The organism is Kitasatospora sp. NPDC085879 (assembly GCF_040686255.1).
Taxonomy (GTDB): domain Bacteria; phylum Actinomycetota; class Actinomycetes; order Streptomycetales; family Streptomycetaceae; genus Kitasatospora.
Map to the genome: position 1 here is coordinate 23,812 of NZ_JBFBJZ010000002.1, position 17,945 is coordinate 41,756.

Sequence of the window (17,945 nt, forward strand, 5' to 3'; positions counted from 1 at the left end):
GGCCGCCCCGGCGGCCCGGATACTGTCCGCATGATGATCGCGCTCGTCCTGCTGGTGGCCGTCGCCCTGCTCACCCTCGTCCACTGGTACGTCTGGCGGCGGACAGTGCGCGACGTCGCGGCCCCCGGCAGTGCCTGGCGCCGGATCGGGACCGGACTCCTCGTCCTCCTCCCGCTGCTCTCCCTCGGCGCGCTGATCGGCGGAAGGGCCCTGCCGCTCGCCGTCGAGCGCTGGCTCGCCTGGCCGGGCTACCTCTGGCTCGCCGTCCTGCTGTACCTGGTGCTCGCCCTGCTGGTGGGGGAGGCCGTCCGGCCGGTGCTGCTGCGCCTCGGCCGCCCGAAGCCCGCCGCCCGGCCGCAGCCCGTGGCGGTGGCCCCCGGTGCCCCGGCCGCCGCCGAGCGGGACCCGGCCCCGCCTGCCGTCGAACGGGACCCGTCCACCGCCCGGACCGGGCCGGCCGACCCGTCGCGCCGACTGCTGGTCGCCCGCGGCGTGGCCGTCGCCGCCGGGGCCACCGCCGCCGCGGTCGTCGGCAACGGCGCGTACGGCGTCCTCCGCGGGCCGCGGCTCAAGCAGGTCACCGTCCCGCTCGCCAAGCTGCCCCGGCAGGCGCACGGCTACCGGATCGCCGTGGTCAGCGACATCCACCTCGGGCCGATCCTGGGCCGCGCCCACACCCAGCGCATCGTCGACACCATCAACAGCACCCAGCCCGACCTGATCACCATCGTCGGCGATCTGGTCGACGGCACCGTGCCCGAGCTCGGCGCCGCCGCCGAACCGCTCGCCCGGCTGCGCGCCCGCGACGGCGCGTACTTCGTCACCGGCAACCACGAGTACTTCTCCGGTGCCGCCCCCTGGGTGGAGTTCGTCCGCGAGCTCGGCGTGCACCCGCTGGAGAACGCCCGTACCGAGCTCGCCCACTTCGACCTGGCCGGCGTCAACGACATCGCCGGCACCGCCGAGGGCCAGGGCCCCGACTACGACCGCGCCCTCGGCGACCGGGACGCCCGCCGCGCCGCCGTCCTGATGGCCCATCAGCCGGTCGCCGTGCACGAGGCCGTCCGCCGCGGCGTCGACCTCCAGCTCTCCGGCCACACCCACGGCGGCCAGCTCTGGCCGGGCAACTACCTCGCCGCACTGGCCAATCCGACCGTCGCCGGCCTGGAGCGCTACGGCGACACCCAGCTGTACGTCACCCGCGGCGCCGGCGCCTGGGGCCCGCCCGTCCGGGTCGGCGCACCCTCCGACATCACGATCGTCACCCTCGCCTCCCGCCAGGCCTGACGAACTGTCCGTCCGTTCCGTCCCGCATGTCGGAATCATTCGTCCCACGTCGTGAGCGTCCGTAGGGTTCCCGGTATGACCGGGAACCCACGCCGCCGATGGCTGATGCTCGCGATCGGGACGGGCGGCCAGACCGCCATGACCACGGCCCTCTACGGCCTGCCGTCCCTCCTGCCCGCCTTCCAGCGCGAGTTCGGCCTCTCCCTCGCCGGGGCCGGCGCGCTCGTCTCCGGTCCGATCCTCGGCATCCTGCTCGCCATGGTCGGCTGGGGCACCGTCGCCGACCGCCGCGGCGAACGGTTCGCCCTCGCCGCCGGACTGCTCCCGGCGGCCGCCGTCCTCGCGGCCGCCGCCGCCGTCCACAGCGTCGCCGCCCTCGCCGTGCTCCTCGTCCTCGCGGGGGCGTGCGGGGCCTCGGTGAACGCCGCCTCCGGCCGTCTGGTCATCGGCTGGTTCCCGCCGCACCGGCGCGGCATCGCCATGGGCGTCCGGCAGGCCTCCCAGCCGCTCGGCGTCGGACTCGCCGCAGCCGTCCTCCCACCGCTCGCCGAACACGCCGGCCTGCCCGCCGCCCTCGGCTGCTGCGCCGTGCTCTGCGCACTGGCCGGCGGCGCCGTCCTGCCGCTGGCCGCCGACCCGCCCCGGCCTGCCGGTGCAGTCCCGACCCGCTGGCCCGGCCCGTACCGCGGCGGCCGGCTGTGGCGGCTGCACGGCGCGGCCGCCCTGCTGTGCGTCCCGCAGTTCGTGGTGGCCGGATTCGCGCTGGTCTACCTGACCGCCGGACGCGGCTGGCCGGCCGCGACGGCCGGCACCGTCCTCGCGGCCGCCAACCTGGGCGGCGCCGGGGTGCGGCTGCTGGCCGGCTGGTGGTCGGACCGGGTCGGCAGCCGGATCCGCCCGATGCGGCTGCTCGCGCTCGCCGCCGCCGTGGACCTCCTGCTGCTCGCCGTCGGCGCCCTGGCGGCACCGCCGCTCGCGGTCGCCGCCCTGCTGCTGGCCACCGGTCTGACCGTCTCGACCAACGGGCTGCACAACACCGCCGTCGCCGAGCACGCCGGTCCGGGCTGGGCGGGCCGGGCCCTCGGTGTGCACGGCCTCGGCCAGCACGCCGCGATCGTCCTGGTACCGCCGCTCACCGGCGCCCTGATCACCGCCCACGGCTTCGCCCCCGCCTTCGGCCTGGCCGCCGCCTTCCCGCTCGCCGCAGCCGCCGCCCTCCCCGGCGAGCCGCCGCCGTACCCCGAACCCGCCCCGACCTCCGCCCCCGCCCCGGAACGGACGCGCCACGGCGCCGCCTGACGGACACCCGGGGGACGGCGCCCGCACGCGGCGGGCCCACCGACGGGCCCACCGACGGGCGTGGCGGCGGCCGCGGTCGCATGCCGGCGGCCGCGATCCGGGCCGACCGAGACCGGGCGGCCAGGGGCGGACGGTTCGGCGGGGGCCGAAGGGTCGGCGGTCCAGAATGGGCGGGTGGACACCGAACGAACACGGACGGCGGGCCGCGACCTGGCGGCCGTGGCGGGGCTGCTGGCGGACGGCACGCGGGCGGCCTTCTGCCTGGCCCTGCTGGACGGGCGGGCGTGGACGGCGACGGAGCTGGCCCACCACGCCGGGGTCGCCGCCCCCACCGCGACCGAACACCTCAACCGGCTGGTGCGCGGCGGCCTGCTCGCCGAGGAGCGGCAGGGCCGGCACCGCTACGTCCGGCTGGCCGACCCGCAGGTGGCCGAGCTGGTGGAGCAGCTCGCCGCCCTGGTGCCCGGCCGCCCCGAACGGCCCGCCTCGCTCTCGGCGCACGGCCGCGGGCGGGCCCTCGCCCACGCCCGCACCTGCTACGACCACCTCGCCGGGGCGGTCGGGGTGGCCATCACGGACGCGATGACCGCGCGCGGGCTGCTGGACTGGGCGCACGGGCTGCGCCTGACCGCCGAGGGCGAGGCCTGGCTGGGTGCGGCCGGAGTGACCGTCCCGGCGGGCACCCGCCGGCCCGCGGTGCGGCCCTGCCTGGACTGGACCGAGCGTCGGCCGCACCTGGCCGGGGCGGTCGGCGCGGCCCTGTGCGGGCACGCCTTCGCCGAGGGGTGGATCACCCGGATCGGCACACCCGCGCGGTGGCCGTGACCCCGGCGGGCCGCCGCGCCCTGCACGACGGGCTGGGCCTGCCGGACGGTCTCCTGCTACCGGCCTGACGGCCCCCGGCACCGGCCCGACAGCCCGCATCCTCAGCCCAGCCGCCACACCGGCCGCTCCTCGCCGGACGGCGGCCCCGCCCTCGGGCCGTCCCTCAGCAGGGCCAGGTAGTCGGAGCGCGGCATCGGCAGCGCTCCGAGGCTGCGGATGTGCGGGCTGTCCCACTGGACGTCCAGCAGGATCCCGCCGGCCTCGCCGAAGCGCTGTGCGAGGTCGACCACGGCCACCCGCGCGGCGTCGGGCCGTAAGCCGACCATGGAGTCCAGGCTGAGCACCGGCCCGACCCGGACGCCGAACGCGCCGCCGACCAGCTCGCCGTTCTCCCACACCTCGGTGCTGTGCGCCCGGCCGCGGTCGTGCAGTGCCCGCAGCGCGGTCCGCAGCTCGGCGGTGAGCCAGGCAGGGCTGCGGCCCTCGGCGCAGCGGTCGACGACCTCGCCGAAGGCCTTGTCGGTGGTGGTGGTCCAGTCGTTCCGGTTGCGGAGCCGGCGGGAGAGCCGGCTGCCCAGCCGGGCGCCGCCGACCGGGACGACGGGCCTCGGGTCGGGGGACCACCAGGCGACGCCGAAGTCCTCCTCGCGGGCGCCGCCGGGAGCGGCGATGACGCCCTCGGCGACCTCCTCCTCGTACCGGGCCTCGTTCATCCACAGGCTGTACTCGTCCTGCGCGGGCATCGGGAAGACGCCGGCCCGGTAGCCGGCGAGCAGCGAGTCCGGCCCGAGGTCGGCGCAGAACGCCGCGGGGGCGTCGGCGGGCGAGCGGCCGAGGTCGAGTGCGGCCCACCACTGGGCGGTAGTGGTCACGCGACGTGCTCCAACTGTCCGCTCGCCTCCAGGCGGTCGAGGTAGAAGTCGAGGAGTTCGGCGTCCACCGGCGGCAGCGCGATCCCGGCACGGGCCAGCGCCCGGTCGGCGCCGGTGCGGGTGAACTCCGGGAAGGTGGGACGGAAGTACATCTCGCTGATGGTCATGTCGGTGCCCTCCGCGCGGTCGACGAAGAGCGGCACGAACGCGGTGATCGGATGGGTCGGGTTGGCGGTGGCGAAGCCGATCAGACGGCGTACCCACTCCCGGTACGGGAGGTGCTCGACCGGGCGGCCACGGGAGCGGATGCGCTCGGCGAGGTCGGTGAGCGTGGCCGGGTCCGGGTTGGTGAGGTGCAGCACCTGGCCCTCGGCGGCCTCGCGGGTGGAGACGAGCGCGAGGGCGCGGGTGAAGACGTCGGCGGGCACGAAGTCGAGCGGCAGGTCGACGTCGGGGCTGGTGCCGCTGTCCCACAGGTAGCGGATGATCGCGGAGAGTTCGGTGCCGGGGTTGATGACGCCGTGCCGCAGGTCGCCGGTGACGTCGTTGACCCGGTGGACGGTCACCGGGAGCCCCGCGGCCGCGGCGTGGTGCAGCAGCGCCTCCGCGACCCACTTGCTCTCGACGTACCCGACCGAGAGCCGGTCGGCGTGGGCGAGCGGGCTCTGCTCGGTGACCTGCCGGGTGCCCGCCGGGCCGTAGCCGGCCAGGACGGCCATGCTGGACAGGTAGTGCACCGGGACGGCCCGGGAGTGCCCGGCGAGCCGGATGATCTCGCGGGTGCCGGCCACGTTCGCCGCCCGCAGCTGGTGGTACGGGTAGAGGAAGTTCACCTGCCCGCCGAGGTGGTGGATCAGGTCGACGGTGCCGGCGAGCTGCTCGAAGCGCCGCCGGCCGAGGCCGAGCAGCGGCTCGGAGAGGTCGCCGACCACCGGCACCACCCGGTCCGAGTGCAGGTCGCGCAGCAGGTACCGCTGGTGCGCGGCGCGCAGCCGCTCCAGGCCGTGCTCCGGGTCGGGGGCGCGGACCAGACAGTGCACCCGGGCGTCGGTGGTCTCCAGCAGCGCGCGCAGCAGGTGGGTGCCGCAGAAGCCGGTGGCGCCGGTCAGCAGGATGTCGGTGGGCTGGCGCCAGCGGGGGGCGGTGCGCTGCGGGTCGCGGTGCACGGGCACGCCGAGTTCGGCCTCGGCGGCGAAGTCGATCCGCTGACCGTGTTCGGCGGGCAGGGCCCGGCTGGCGTCCCGGGCGACGGCGGAGAACGCGCCGAGGGTCGGGTTCCTCAGCAGGGCGCGGGTGAGGGTGCGGATCCGGTCCACGCCGATGCCGAACATGATCCGGGCGCGGGCGAGCATCTCCATCGCCAGCAGGGAGTTGCCGCCGAGCTCGAAGAAGTCGTCCTCGGGTCCGACGTGTTCGACGTCGAGGATCTGCGCCCAGAGGTAGGCGAGGCCGGCCTGCACCGTGGTGCCGGGCCCGCCGCCGGTGTGGCCGGGGGTCTTGCGGCCGCGCGTCAGCCCGGTCCGGTCGATCTTGCCGCTCGGGGTGACGGGCATCTGCTCGACCGGGACGAAGGCGCCGGGCACCAGGTGGTCGGGCAGCCGCGTGGCCAGGTACTGCCGCAGGTCCTCGGGCTGCCCGCTGCGGGCGGTGTAGTACGCGGTGAGCGCCCGGCCGCCGGCCGTGTCGCCGGCGACCACCCGGACCTCGCCGACCTCCGGGTGCTCGCCCAGGACGGCCTCGATCTCGCCGGGGTCGACCCGGTAGCCGCGGATCTTCACCTGGTCGTCGGCCCGGCCGATCAGCTCCAGGGTGCCGTCCGGCCGCCACCGCCCGGTGTCGCCGGTGCGGTACATCCGCCCGCCGGGGGTACCCGCATACGGTTCGGGTAGAAACCTTTCCGCCGTCAGATCCGGTCGCTTCCAGTAACCGCGGGCGAGCCCCGGACCGCCGATGTACACCTCGCCCTTCTCGCCGGGCGGCACCGGGCGCAGGTGGGTGTCCAGCACGTGCACGAAGGTGCCGAGCAGCGGCCGCCCCACCGGGACGGGCGCGTTGGCGGGCTGGGCCAGCAGCTCGGGGCGTATCTCGCACAGGGTCGAGGTGATGCCCGTCTCGGTGAGACCGTACGCGTTGAGCAACCGGGTGCCGGGCAGCCGGCGCAGCGTCTCGCGGCAGTCCTCGGCCGGCACGGTGTCACCGCCGACTATCAGCAGCCGCAGCGAGTGCGCCGCCGGACCGTGCTCGGGCAGCACCGCCAGCAGCCGGTGCCAGTACGTGGGCGTCAGATCCGCCACCGTGATGCCCAGTTCGGGCAGTCGGTGGGCCAGCTCGATGGGCGCCCACGGGTGCCGGCCGCCGAGCACCAGCGTCGCCCCGTTCAGCAGCGGGGTGAATATCTGCTCCAGCGAGGTGTCGAAGCCCAGCGCACCCAACTGGAGCACCCGGTCGGCCGGTGACAGAGCGTAGGCCTCGGCGATCCGCGACAGCGTGAACACCATGGTGCGGTGGCTGACCGGAACGCCCTTCGGCTCCCCGGTGGTGCCGGAGGTGTAGATGAGGTAGGCGAGATCGTCCGGGTCGGTGAGGTCGGTCGGCGGTGTCGCGATCGGCGGCCCGGCCGTCCGGTACGCCTCCACCAGCACCGCCCCGGGGAAGAGCCCGGCGTGGTCACGCGACGTCACCACCGGCCCGCCGCCGGAGTCGGCGGCCAGTGCGGCCAGCCGGCGGTCGGGGTGGGACGGATCCAGCGGCAGGAACGCGCCGCCCGCCTTGAGCGCCGCGAGCAGGGCCACCACCATGTCGCCGCTGCGCTCCAGACACACCGGCACGACCGCGTCCGGGCCGACGCCGAGCGCCCGCAGCTCCTCGGCCAGCCGGTCGCTGCGGCCGTCCAGTTCGGCGTAGGTGAGCGGTCCGTCGTCGCAGAGCACCGCGAGCGCGCCGGGACGGCTGGCGGCCTGCTCGCGGAAGAGCGCGTGCACCGTGCGCCCGGGGCCGGCCGGCCCGGCCGGTCTCAGGTCCTGCCAGCGGGCCCGGACCTCGCGACGGCATTCCTCGCGATCGGCCGGTCCGAATACGCTCCGCCATCCCTCGGGTACCGGGAGTTCGTTCGTCCAAATCGCATACTGTCCATCTTCGTTCGTCAGGACGAGATGGGGCCCGAAATGGGGGGATTGCACGTGATTCGACTGCTCCACCGGCGACGACCTCGACAGACGGCGGATGGATTACCGGGATATATCGGGGAGTGCAGGGCAGGTGCCCTGTACGGCCGCGGCCTCCGCCGCCCGCCACGGACCGCCCCCGATAATCTCGACTATAGGCACCCGTGCCTCGCTATGTATGATTGGGAGCGCCCCAATTCTTGAGCGGTTCGGCTCACCACCTCCGAAGGAGGTAGCTGGGTTGACACGTCGACGACAGCGGCTGACGGTCTGTTATATCGGCTGGATGGTCCTGCTGACGGTGGTGTACTACCGATTTCCCGCCGACCGCATCATCTGGTGGACGGGTATCGGGCTGAGCAGTTTCGCCGCCATCGTGATCGGAGTCCACCTCAACCGGCCCGCCCACGCCAGCGCGTGGTACCTGCTGGCGGTGGCGAACCTCAGCTTCACCATCGGCGAGGTCGTGCAGGTCGTCCAGACCAACTACCTGCACCAGACGGCCTTTCCCTCCTTGGCGGACGCCTTCTACCTCGCCGAGTTCGTGCTGTACGCGGCCGGCGTCTGGGGATTCATCCGATGGCGCACCGCCCACCAGGACCGCGGCTCGCTGATCGACGCCCTGACCCTGACGGTCGGCCTCGCCCTGCTGAGCTGGATGTACCTGGTCGTCCCGTACGCCAGGAACCCGGAACTCACCTGGTTCCAGAAGGCCGTCTCGATCGCCTACCCGCTCGGCGACGTCCTCGTCCTCGCCATGCTGATGCGGCTGCTGGCCCCGCGCGGCGGCAAGAGCCCCGCGGTGCTGCTGCTGACCGTCGGCACCGTCGGCCTGCTGGTCTCCGACGTCCTCTACGGCCTGATCCAGCTGCACGGGGTGTGGCGGATCGGCACCCCCGTCGAACTCGGCTGGGCGGCGCTCTACACCGCCTGGGGTGCGGCCGCGCTGCACCCCTCGATGGTGGAACTCACCAGACCCATCCCCACCCAGCCGCCGGACATCAGCCGCGGCCGGATCGCCCTGCTCGCCGTCGCCTCGCTGATCGCCCCGACCATGCTCGTCCTGGAGGTGACCCAGGGCGACGCCGGGAACGCGGCCGTCATCGGCGGGTTCTCCGCGGTGCTGTTCCTGCTGGTGCTCTCCCGTCTCGCCGGGGTCGTCCTCAACCACCGGCACGCCGTCGAGCGCGAGCGGGTGCTGCGGATGGCCGGCGCCTCGCTCGGCGGGGCCGTCACCGTCGCCCAGGTCGCCGATGCCGTCCGCGCCGCCGCCTCCGCGCTCGTCCCCGCCGAGCCGGCGCACGTGGCCATGCTCGCGGTCGGCGACGAGGGCGCCCTGCGTGCCGACGGGGACGGCCCGATCGAGGTCGAGCCCGTCCGCGAGAGCCGCCTGGTACCGGTCTCCACCCTCGACAAGGGGCTCGCCTTCCGCCTGGAGGGCGCCCCCAGCGCGCTCATCTGCCCGCTCGTCCTGGAGAAGCGCCCCTCGGGCGACCCGCTGATCGGCGCCCTCGTCGTCGGCGGCACGGAGCACCGGCTCACGGCTTTATGGGGCACCCTGGACATCCTCGCCGCCCAGGCCGCCCTCGCGGTCGAGCGGGTGATGCTCAACGAGGAGATCACGCGCCGCAACAGCGAGCTGTACTTCCGCACGCTGGTGCAGAGCGCCTCCGACGTGATCCTCATCCTGCGCGCGGACGACACCATCCGGTACTCCAGCTCCTCGGCGGACCGCGTCCTCGGCTACCCCTCGCTCGACGGCCAGGCCCTCACCGACCTGGTACCGCCGGAGGACAGTCGTGCCGTCAACCAGGCCCTGCTGCGCATGCGCACCCGCGAGCAGGCCGAGCAGCGCGAGCACTGGCGGCTGCTGCGCAACGACCGCACCGTGATCGAGGCCGAGGTCCGCTGGAACGACCTGCGCGACGACCCCACGGTCGGCGGCCTGGTGCTCACCCTGCGCGACGTCACCGACCAGCGGCAGATGGAGCGCGAACTCACCCACCGTGCGTTCCACGACTCGCTGACCGGCCTGGCCAACCGGGTCCTCTTCCAGGACCGGGTCGGCCACGCGCTGTCCCGCAGCGGCCGGCGCGGCACCGTCACCGGCGTGCTCTTCATCGACCTCGACGACTTCAAGGTGGTCAACGACACCCAGGGCCACGCGGTCGGCGACGAACTCCTGGTCGCCGTCTCGCTGCGGATCTCCACCGCGCTGCGCACCTCCGACACGGCGGCCCGGCTCGGCGGTGACGAGTTCGCCGTGCTGGTCGAGGACGCCATCTCGCCGGCCGACGTCGGGGCGACCGCCTCGGCGGTGCTGGCCGTCTTCGAGGAGCCGTTCAGGCTGAGCTCCGGCGCCGTCCGGGTGGCCGCCAGCGTCGGCGTCGCCACCACCGAGGACAGCGACGACGGCGCCGAGCTGCTCACCCACGCCGACCTGGCGCTGTACTCGGCCAAGGCGGCCGGCAAGCGGCAGTGGTGCCACTACCGGCCGGCGCTGCAGGCCGGCCTGGTCGAGCGGCACGAGCTCAACGAGAGCCTGGACGAGGCGATCGCGGAGTCCGCCTTCGCGCTGTACTACCAGCCGATCGTCGACCTCACCTCGGGCGGCCTGGTGGGCTTCGAGGCGCTGGTGCGCTGGCCGCACGCGCGGCGCGGCATGGTGCTGCCGGAGGAGTTCATCTCGCTCGCCGAAGAGAGCGGCCAGATCGTGCCGCTCGGCGCCTGGGTGCTGGAGCGGGCGGTCTCCGAGGCGGCCCAGTGGCAGCGGCTGACGAAGGCCGAGCGGGCGGTCGGCGGGCGCGGCCCGCTGCGGGTGAGCGTCAACGTCTCCGGCCGCCAGTTCCGCGACGCGGGATTCGTGGACACCGTCCGCCGGGCGCTCGACCAGAGCGGCATCGAGCCGTCCACGCTGGTGCTGGAGCTCACCGAGACGGTGCTGATGCGCCGCGACGAGCGGGTCCGCACCGACATGCAGATGCTGGGCGACCTCGGGGTGCAGATCGCCATCGACGACTTCGGCACCGGCTACTCCTCGCTGAGCTACCTGCGGGAGTTCCCGATCTCCATCCTGAAGATCGACAAGTCCTTCATCGACGGGCTCGGCCACTCCCAGCAGCAGTACGCGCTGGTCGAGGGCATCGCGCGGATCGCCGACACGCTCGGTGTGCAGGTCATCGCGGAGGGGATCGAGAACACCGTCCAGCGCGACCTGCTGGCCGCGATGGGCTGCCCGCTCGGCCAGGGCTACCTGTTCGCCCGGCCGCTCACCTCGGACCAGGCGGGCCGGCTGGTGCAGGACGACGCGCGGCCGGCCGGGCTGCACATCGGCGGGCGCGGCTGAGGCGGCCGGTGCCGGGGCGGCCTCGCCGCCCTCACCGGCCGACCCGGTGCGACCGGCCGCGAAGTGATCAACCGGCGACCCGGTTCGATCATCTGGCGGTCCATCAAGTTACCATCAGGTAGATTGTTGGTGATCTGCCAAAGGACCCTCTCCGTGCCCGACCGCCGACCGCGCCGCAACGGCCGCGTCACCCGCCCCCTGCTCGTCCTCGCCGCCGTCCTCGGCGTGCTCCCCGCCGCCGCACCGGCCTACGCCGCACCGCCCGCGACCCCGCACCTCGACGTCGTCGAACAGACCCTGCGCGAGGTCTCGCCGAGCCTGGACGGCACGGTCTGGCAGCGCAGCGACGGCAACCGCTTCGACGGCGTGCTGCAGACACCCGGCTGCTGGGGCGACCCGGCCTGCGGTACCCGCACCGGCAGCGAGCAGCTGCTCGCCCGCACCACCGCCGCCGTCGCCGCCGCCACCCGCACGGTCGACGTCTCCTCGCTGGCGCCCTTCCCGAACGGCGGCTTCGAGGACGCCCTGGTCGCCGGCCTCAAGCAGGCCACCGCCGACGGGCGGCACCTCACCGTGCGCATCCTGGTCGGCGCGGCCCCCGTCTACCACCTGAACGTGCGGCCCGCGGCCTACCGCGACGAGCTGATCTCGAAGCTCGGCCCGGCCGCCGCGAACGTCACCCTCACCGTCGCCTCCGCCACCACCTCCCGCACCGGCCTGTCCTGGAACCACTCCAAGATCCTGGTCGTGGACGGCGCCACCGCGATCGTCGGAGGCATCAACGGGTGGAAGGACGACTACCTGGACACCGCCCACCCGGTCACCGACGCCGACGTCGAGATCACCGGGCCCGCGGCCGGCACCGCCGCCCGCTACCTCGACACCCTCTGGTCCTGGACCTGCGACAACACCGGCGGCCTCAGCCAGAACGTCTGGTTCGCCGCCTCCGCCGGAGCCGGCTGCCTGCGCACCCTGGACACCCCCGCCGCCCCGCAGGCCGGCGGCGTCCCGGTGATCGCCGTCGGCGGCCTCGGCGTCGGGGTGCGCACCGCCGACCCGGCGTCCGGCTACCGTCCGCAGCTGCCGGGGGCCTCCGCCACCCGGTGCGGCATCGGCCTGCCCGACCACACCAACAACGACCGCGACTACGAGACGGTCAACCCCGAGGAGAACGCGCTGCGCGCCCTGGTCGCCAGCGCCACCGACCACGTCGAGATCTCCCAGCAGGACCTCAACGCCACCTGCCCGCCGCTGCCCCGCTACGACCAGCGGCTGTACGACGTGCTGGCCGCCAAGCTGGCCGCCGGCGTCAAGGTGCGGATCGTGGTCAGCGACCCGGCCAACCGCGGCGCGGTCGGCAGCGGCGGCTACTCGCAGATCAAGTCCCTCGCCGAGATCAGCGACGTGCTGAAGGACCGCCTGGTGAAGCTGACGGGTGACCAGGCCAAGGGCCGCGCCGCGCTCTGCGGCAACCTGCAGCTCGCCTCCTTCCGCGCGGCGCCGACCGCCACCTGGGCCGACGGCCACCCGTACGCGCTGCACCACAAGGTGGTCTCGGTGGACGGCCAGGCCTTCTACACCGGGTCGAAGAACCTCTACCCGGCCTGGCTGCAGGACTTCGGCTACATCGTCGAGGACCGGGCCGCCGCCGGCCGGCTGGACGCCGAGGTGCTCGCCCCGCAGTGGCAGTACTCGCAGGCCGCCGCGACCGTCGACTGGGCGCGCGGGACCTGCACCGCCTGACGGCCCGCCCGACCCGGCTCCCGCCCCGCTCGTGGACGGCGGGGCGGGAGCCGAACCACCGTCAGTGCTCCTGCGCGGCGTGGATCCTCGCCCAGGAGCGCGGCTCCCGCGGGGCCGCCGACGGCCGGGCCGCGGACGCCGCGGTGGACGGCACCGCGCCGCGGGCCGGCCTCGCCGGGGTGTAGAGCCAGGTCTGCAGCAGCTCGCCGAGCGGCCGGCCGGAGACCCGCTCGGCGTACTGCCGGAAGTCGGCGATCGTCGCGCTGCCGTACCGGTACTCGGCCGGCCAGCCCTTCAGGATGCGGAAGAAGGCGTCGTCGCCGACCTCGGTGCGCAGTGTCTGCAGGGCGAGCGCGCCGCGGTCGTACACGGCCGCGTCGAACTGGTGGTCGGGGCCGGGGTCGCCGGGCTTCACCGTCCAGAACGGGTCGTCCGCCGGATGCGACGACCAGACCCAGTCCGCGAGCTCCTGTGCGGTGCCCTCGTTCTCGTGCTCGGACCAGAGCCACTGCGCGTAGGTGGCGAAGCCCTCGTTCAGCCAGATCTCGCTCCACCGGCGCACCGACACCGTGTCGCCGAACCACTGGTGGGCCAGCTCGTGCACCACCACCGAGGTGTTGGAGCCGCGGGCGAACTGCCGGGGGCTGTAGAACACCCGGGTCTGGTTCTCCAGCGCGTACCCCGTCCGCACGTTCGGCACGTAGCCGCCGACCGAGCCGAACGGGTAGGGGCCGAACCGCTCGGCCAGCCAGTCGGCGAGCTCGCCGGTGCGCTCCACGCTGGCGCGGGCCGCGCCGTCGTTGTCGCCGAGGTCGCGGCTGTAGGCGTTCAGCACCGGGATGCCGCCCGGGCTGGTGGACCGGGTGATGTCGAAGCGGCCGACCGCCAGGGTGGCCAGGTAGGTGGCCTGCGGCCGGGTCTGCCGCCAGTTCCAGCGGGTCCAGCCGATCTTCGAGCTCTGCGAGACCAGGTCGCCGTTGCTGATCACCTGGGTGCCGTCCGGGACGAGCACCGACACGTCGAAGGTGGCCTTGTCCGACGGGTGGTCGTTGCTCGGGAACCACCACCAGGCGGCCTCCGGTTCACCCGCCGCCACCCCGCCGTCGGGGGTGCGCAGCCAGGCGGTGAAGCCGTAGCGGGAGACCGCGGACGGGGTGCCCGCGTAGCGGACCACCACGGTGGTGCGCTGCCCCTTGGCCAGCGGCGCCGCCGGGGTGACCTCCAGTTCCTGCTCGCCGGTCGCGGCGAACTTCGCGGGCCGGCCGTTCACCAGCACCTCGCTCACGTCGAGCGCGAAGTCGAGGTCGAAGCGCGAGAGGTCCTGGGTGGCGGTGGCAAGGATCGTGGTGGTGCCCTCCAGCCGGTCGGTGGCGGGCTGGTACTTCAGCCGGATGTCGTAGTGCGAGACGTCGTAGCCGCCGTTGCCGTAGGTCGGGTAGTAGGCGTCGCCGACGCCCGGGGCGCCGGCGGCCGCCGCGGCCGCCGACGCCGGATCGGCGAGCAGCAGGGTGGCGGCGGCCACCAGGGAGACGATCATCCTCGTGCGCACAGGGGTCCTCCAGTGCGGTCGGGGTGCGGTCGGGTGACGGTGTGTCGGTTCGACACTCCGTCAGGCGCGCCCCAGTGTCACCTTGGTGACGTGTCCATGCAAGGTCGCCTGCGGCCGAACGGCCGTGACCCGGACACCCCGACCGGCCCCGCCGGACCGGGGGCCGTCACCCCTCCGCCGCGGCACCCCCCGCCGCCGGACCCTCTGTCGCCGGACCCTCCAGCGCCGCCGCCAGCCGCAGCCAGCGCGCCGCCTCCGCCGCCCGGCCCTGGCGCTCCAGCGTCCGCCCCAGCATCAGGTGCGCGTACTGCTCGACCGGGTCGCGCGCCACCACCTCGCGCAGTTGCTCCTCGGCCCGCCGCAGCTGGGCGGAGTGGAAGTAGGCGCGGGCCAGCAGCAGGCGCGGGCCGACCTGCTCCGGGTGCTGCTCGACCACCGGCGCCAGCAGCTTCGCCGCCTCCGTGTACTCCTTCGCGTCGAAGTACAGTCCGGCCCAGCGCCACTGCTCGGCGGTCTCGCCCGCCAGGTACTCGTGGAACACCGTGCGACTCCTCTCGGCTCGTCCCCCGCTCCGTCCGGCCCGCATCAGGACCGGTCAGTTGAACGTTCACCGACATGAGGGCATTCCCGGCGTCCCGGCGCGCCCGCCGCCCTCCCTGGTTGCCCGGCCGCCACCCCCGGGCGCACGCTGGAACCGGGGCCCGCCAGAGGAGGTGCGCCATGCACAACCAGTGGGACGTAGAGCTGGTCTTCGCGGAGGACGGCGTCAACACGGCCTGCGACGCCCGGCTGCGCGGTTCGCACGCGCCCGGCCTCAGCGGCCACGGCGAAGCGGTCAAGAGCCGCGACGACCGGCCGCTGGCCAGGATCGGCGAGGAGGTCGCCGCCTCCCGGGCACTCGACGAACTCTCCCGCAAGCTGCGCTCGGTGGCCGACGGCGAGATCGCCGACGAGGGCCACCGGCCCAACTACCTCATCTACTGACGAATCCCGGGCGGCCCCGGCGCCGGCCGTGCCGACGCCGTGCCCGCACACCCGCACCCTGCGTGACCGGGCGGTCCGTCCAGCGATGTGATCGCCCTCACCTCTTGGCCGGGCGGGGCGGTCCGGGGTACACATAGGCACATGGTCCGGTTTAGGGGCCGATCCCGGGCCCCGTCGGCCCCCGACTCCACCGGTCGACGTCCCTGGTCGGCGTTGCGAATGCGCTCCGTCGCAGGCCAGGTGTTCATCCTCCAGGTGGTCATCGTCCTGCTGCTGGTGGTCGCCGCGGGCATCGAACTCGTGCTGCAGTCCCGGCGCGACATCTCCCGCGAGGCCGCCAACCGCTCGCTGGCCGTCGCCCAGGCCTTCGCCAACTCGCCCGGCATCATCGACGCCCTCAGCACCTCGAACCCCACCGTGATCCTCCAACCGCGGGCCGAGGCCGCCCGGGTCACCTCCGGCGTGGACTTCATCGTCGTGATGAACACCGAAGGCATCCGCTACACCCACCCGATGCCCGACCGGATCGGCAAGAAGTTCGTCGGCACCATCGCCCCCGCCCTCGCCGGAAAGACCGTCATCGAGAGCGTCAACGGCACCATCGGACCCCTCGTCCAGGCCACCGTCCCCGTCGAGGAACCCGACGGCACCGTGGTCGGCATCGTCTCGGCCGGCGTCCGCAAGGCCAAGATCGCCGACACCGCCGACCAGCAGCTGCCACTGCTCCTCGCCACCGCCGCCGGCGCCCTCGCCCTCGCCACCGCAGGCACCGCCCTGGTCGGCCGCCGCCTGCGCCGGCAGACCCGCGGCCTCGGCCCCGCCGAGATGACCCGCATGTACGAGCACCACGACGCCGTGCTGCACGCCGTCCGCGAGGGCGTCCTCATCCTCGACGGCTCCGGGACGATCCTGCTCGCCAACGACGAGGCCCGCCGCCTGCTGCCGCTCCCCGCCGACGCCGAGGGCCGCCAGGTCACCGCCCTCGCCCTCGACCGCCCCATCGGCGACCTGCTCACCTCCGGCGAGAGCGCCACCGACCGGGTGGTCAGCGCCGGCGACCGGCTGCTCGCCGTCAACATCCGCTCCACCGACACCAACGGCGGCCCACCCGGCCGGGTCGTCACCCTCCGCGACTCCACCGAGCTGCAGGCCCTCTCCGGCCGCGCCGAACTCGCCGGACGCCGCCTCAAACTGCTCTACGACGCCAGCGGCAACATCGGCACCACTCTCGACGTCGCCCGCACCGCCCAGGAACTCGCCGACGCCGCCGTCCCCGTCTTCGCCGACTTCGTCACCGTCGACCTCGCCGAGCCCGTCCTGCGCGGCGAGGAACCCACCGGCACACCCGCCGTGATGCTCCGCACCGGCCACAGCGGCGTCCGCCCCGACTCCCCGTTCATCCCCGTCGGCGAACCCGTCCCGCTCGTCCCCGACACCCCCCGCGCCCGCGCCATGGCCTCCGGCGACGCCGTGCTCGAACCCGACCTCACCGCCGCCTTCGAAGCCTGGCAGCAGTACCACCCCGACCGCGCCACCGGCGTACAGAACTACGGCGTGCACGCCCTGCTCACGGTGCCCCTCCAAGCCCGCGGCGTCGTCCTCGGCATGGCCAGCTTCTGGCGCTCCGAACGCCCCGACCCCTTCGACGAGGACGACCGCTCCGTCGCCGAGGAACTCGTCGCCCGGGCCGGCCTGTGCATCGACAACGCCCGCCGCTACACCCGCGAACACGCCATGGCCGTCACCCTGCAGCACAGCCTGCTGCCCGGCGGCCTGCCCGACCAGAGCGCCCTCGACCTCGCCTACCGCTACCTGCCCGCCCAGGCCGGCGTCGGCGGCGACTGGTTCGACGTCATCCCGCTCTCCGGCGCCCGCGTCGCCATGGTGGTCGGCGACGTCGTCGGCCACGGCCTGCACGCCGCCGCCACCATGGGCCGACTGCGCACCGCCGTCCACACCTTCAGCGCCCTCGACCTGCCCCCCGACGAACTCCTCGGCCACCTCGACGACCTCGTCAACCGGATCGACCAGGACTCCTCCCTCGACGGCGACGCCCCGATCACCGGCGCCACCTGCCTCTACGCCATCTACGACCCGGTCGCGCTGCGCTGCACCATGGCCCGGGCCGGCCATCTGCTGCCCGCCGTCGTCCACCCCGACGGCAGCGTCGAATTCCCCGAACTCCCCGCCGGCGCCCCCCTCGGCCTGGTCGGCCTGCCCTTCGAGGCCGTCGACATCGACATCCCCGAGGGCAGCCACGTCGTCCTCTACACCGACGGCCTGGTCGAGGACCGCTCCCGTGACATCGACGAGGGCCTGGAGGCACTGCGCGCCACCCTCGCCGCCCACCCCGGCCTCTCGCCCGAGAAGACCTGCGACAACGTGCTGGAGGCGATGCTCCCGGCCAGCCCGAAGGACGACATCGCCCTGCTCGTCGCCCGCACCCGCGCCCTGCCCGCCGAGAACGTCGACACGTGGGACGTCCCCGCCGACCCCAGCGCCGTCTCCGGCGTCCGCGGCGAGGTCAGCCGCCGGCTGGAGGAGTGGGGCCTGGAGGACCTCGCCTTCACCACCGAACTCATCCTCAGCGAACTCGTCACCAACGCCATCCGCTACGGCGGCGGCCCGATCCGGGTCCGGCTGCTCCGCGACCGCACCCTGATCTGCGAGGTCTCCGACAGCAGCAGCACCTCGCCGCACCTCAAGTACGCCGCCAGCACCGACGAGGGCGGCCGCGGCCTCTTCCTGGTCGCCCAGTTCGCCGAACGCTGGGGCACCCGCTACACCGACTCCGGCAAGGTCATCTGGGCCGAGCAACTGCTGCCCTGAGGCCCCTGCGCCCCGCGTGTGCCGGGCTGCCCTGCGTGCGCCGGGCG

10 protein-coding genes and 2 pseudogenes are annotated in these 17,945 nt (G+C 74.3%); 7 read left to right on the top strand and 5 right to left on the bottom strand.

Annotated features, from left to right (window positions below; translation table 11 throughout):
- Positions 1–30: 30 nt before the first annotated feature.
- The 3 genes and pseudogenes from AB0P35_RS01820 (at position 31) to AB0P35_RS01830 (ending at position 3,479) form a co-directional block, all read left to right on the top strand.
- Positions 31–1,287, top strand: coding sequence for a metallophosphoesterase (locus AB0P35_RS01820; RefSeq protein ID WP_363505045.1), 1,257 nt, complete (start codon positions 31–33; stop codon positions 1,285–1,287).
- 75 nt (positions 1,288–1,362) lie between these two features.
- Positions 1,363–2,586, top strand: coding sequence for an MFS transporter (locus AB0P35_RS01825; RefSeq protein WP_363505048.1), 1,224 nt, complete (start codon positions 1,363–1,365; stop codon positions 2,584–2,586).
- A 174-nt stretch (positions 2,587–2,760) separates the two neighbouring features.
- Positions 2,761–3,479: pseudogene (locus tag AB0P35_RS01830) on the top strand (helix-turn-helix domain-containing protein).
- A 33-nt stretch (positions 3,480–3,512) separates the two neighbouring features.
- Here AB0P35_RS01830 and AB0P35_RS01835 read toward each other — a convergent pair.
- The 3 genes and pseudogenes from AB0P35_RS01835 to AB0P35_RS01845 form a co-directional block, all read right to left on the bottom strand.
- Positions 3,513–4,283: a GNAT family N-acetyltransferase gene (locus AB0P35_RS01835; protein ID WP_363505050.1), complete on the bottom strand. Its 771-nt coding sequence runs from the start codon at positions 4,281–4,283 to the stop codon at positions 3,513–3,515.
- Positions 4,280–7,264, bottom strand: a complete 2,985-nt coding sequence (locus AB0P35_RS01840) for an amino acid adenylation domain-containing protein (RefSeq protein ID WP_363505741.1) — start codon at positions 7,262–7,264, stop codon at positions 4,280–4,282. The genes AB0P35_RS01835 and AB0P35_RS01840 overlap by 4 nt, the downstream gene beginning before the upstream one ends.
- Positions 7,265–7,336: 72 nt before the next feature.
- Positions 7,337–7,480 (bottom strand): annotated as a pseudogene (locus tag AB0P35_RS01845) (MbtH family NRPS accessory protein); the annotation flags it as partial.
- Positions 7,481–7,733: 253 nt separating this feature from the next.
- On the opposite strand from AB0P35_RS01845, the gene AB0P35_RS01850 reads away from it, so the two are divergent.
- Both AB0P35_RS01850 and AB0P35_RS01855 read left to right on the top strand, forming a co-directional pair.
- Entirely contained in the window at positions 7,734–10,793 is a 3,060-nt protein-coding gene (locus AB0P35_RS01850) for an EAL domain-containing protein (RefSeq protein WP_363505052.1), read from the top strand.
- A 153-nt stretch (positions 10,794–10,946) separates the two neighbouring features.
- Positions 10,947–12,536 (top strand): phospholipase D-like domain-containing protein, encoded by a 1,590-nt coding sequence (locus AB0P35_RS01855; RefSeq protein ID WP_363505055.1) that lies wholly within the window; start codon positions 10,947–10,949, stop codon positions 12,534–12,536.
- Positions 12,537–12,597: 61 nt separating this feature from the next.
- Here AB0P35_RS01855 and AB0P35_RS01860 read toward each other — a convergent pair whose 3' ends face one another.
- Both AB0P35_RS01860 and AB0P35_RS01865 read right to left on the bottom strand, forming a co-directional pair.
- Positions 12,598–14,073 carry a M1 family metallopeptidase gene (locus tag AB0P35_RS01860; RefSeq protein ID WP_363505744.1) on the bottom strand — a complete coding sequence of 492 codons (1,476 nt, stop codon included), beginning with the start codon at positions 14,071–14,073 and terminating at the stop codon, positions 12,598–12,600.
- Positions 14,074–14,251: 178 nt separating this feature from the next.
- Positions 14,252–14,626, bottom strand: a complete 375-nt coding sequence (locus AB0P35_RS01865) for a tetratricopeptide repeat protein (RefSeq protein WP_363505058.1) — start codon at positions 14,624–14,626, stop codon at positions 14,252–14,254.
- 179 nt (positions 14,627–14,805) lie between these two features.
- Between AB0P35_RS01865 and AB0P35_RS01870 the strand changes: the two genes are divergently transcribed.
- Both AB0P35_RS01870 and AB0P35_RS01875 read left to right on the top strand, forming a co-directional pair.
- The gene (locus tag AB0P35_RS01870) at positions 14,806–15,069 is read left to right on the top strand and encodes a dsRBD fold-containing protein (protein WP_179419286.1); all 264 of its coding nucleotides are present in this window, start codon (positions 14,806–14,808) and stop codon (positions 15,067–15,069) included.
- 219 nt (positions 15,070–15,288) lie between these two features.
- Positions 15,289–17,898 carry a SpoIIE family protein phosphatase gene (locus AB0P35_RS01875; protein WP_363505060.1) on the top strand — a complete coding sequence of 870 codons (2,610 nt, stop codon included), beginning with the start codon at positions 15,289–15,291 and terminating at the stop codon, positions 17,896–17,898.
- Positions 17,899–17,945 lie beyond the last annotated feature (47 nt).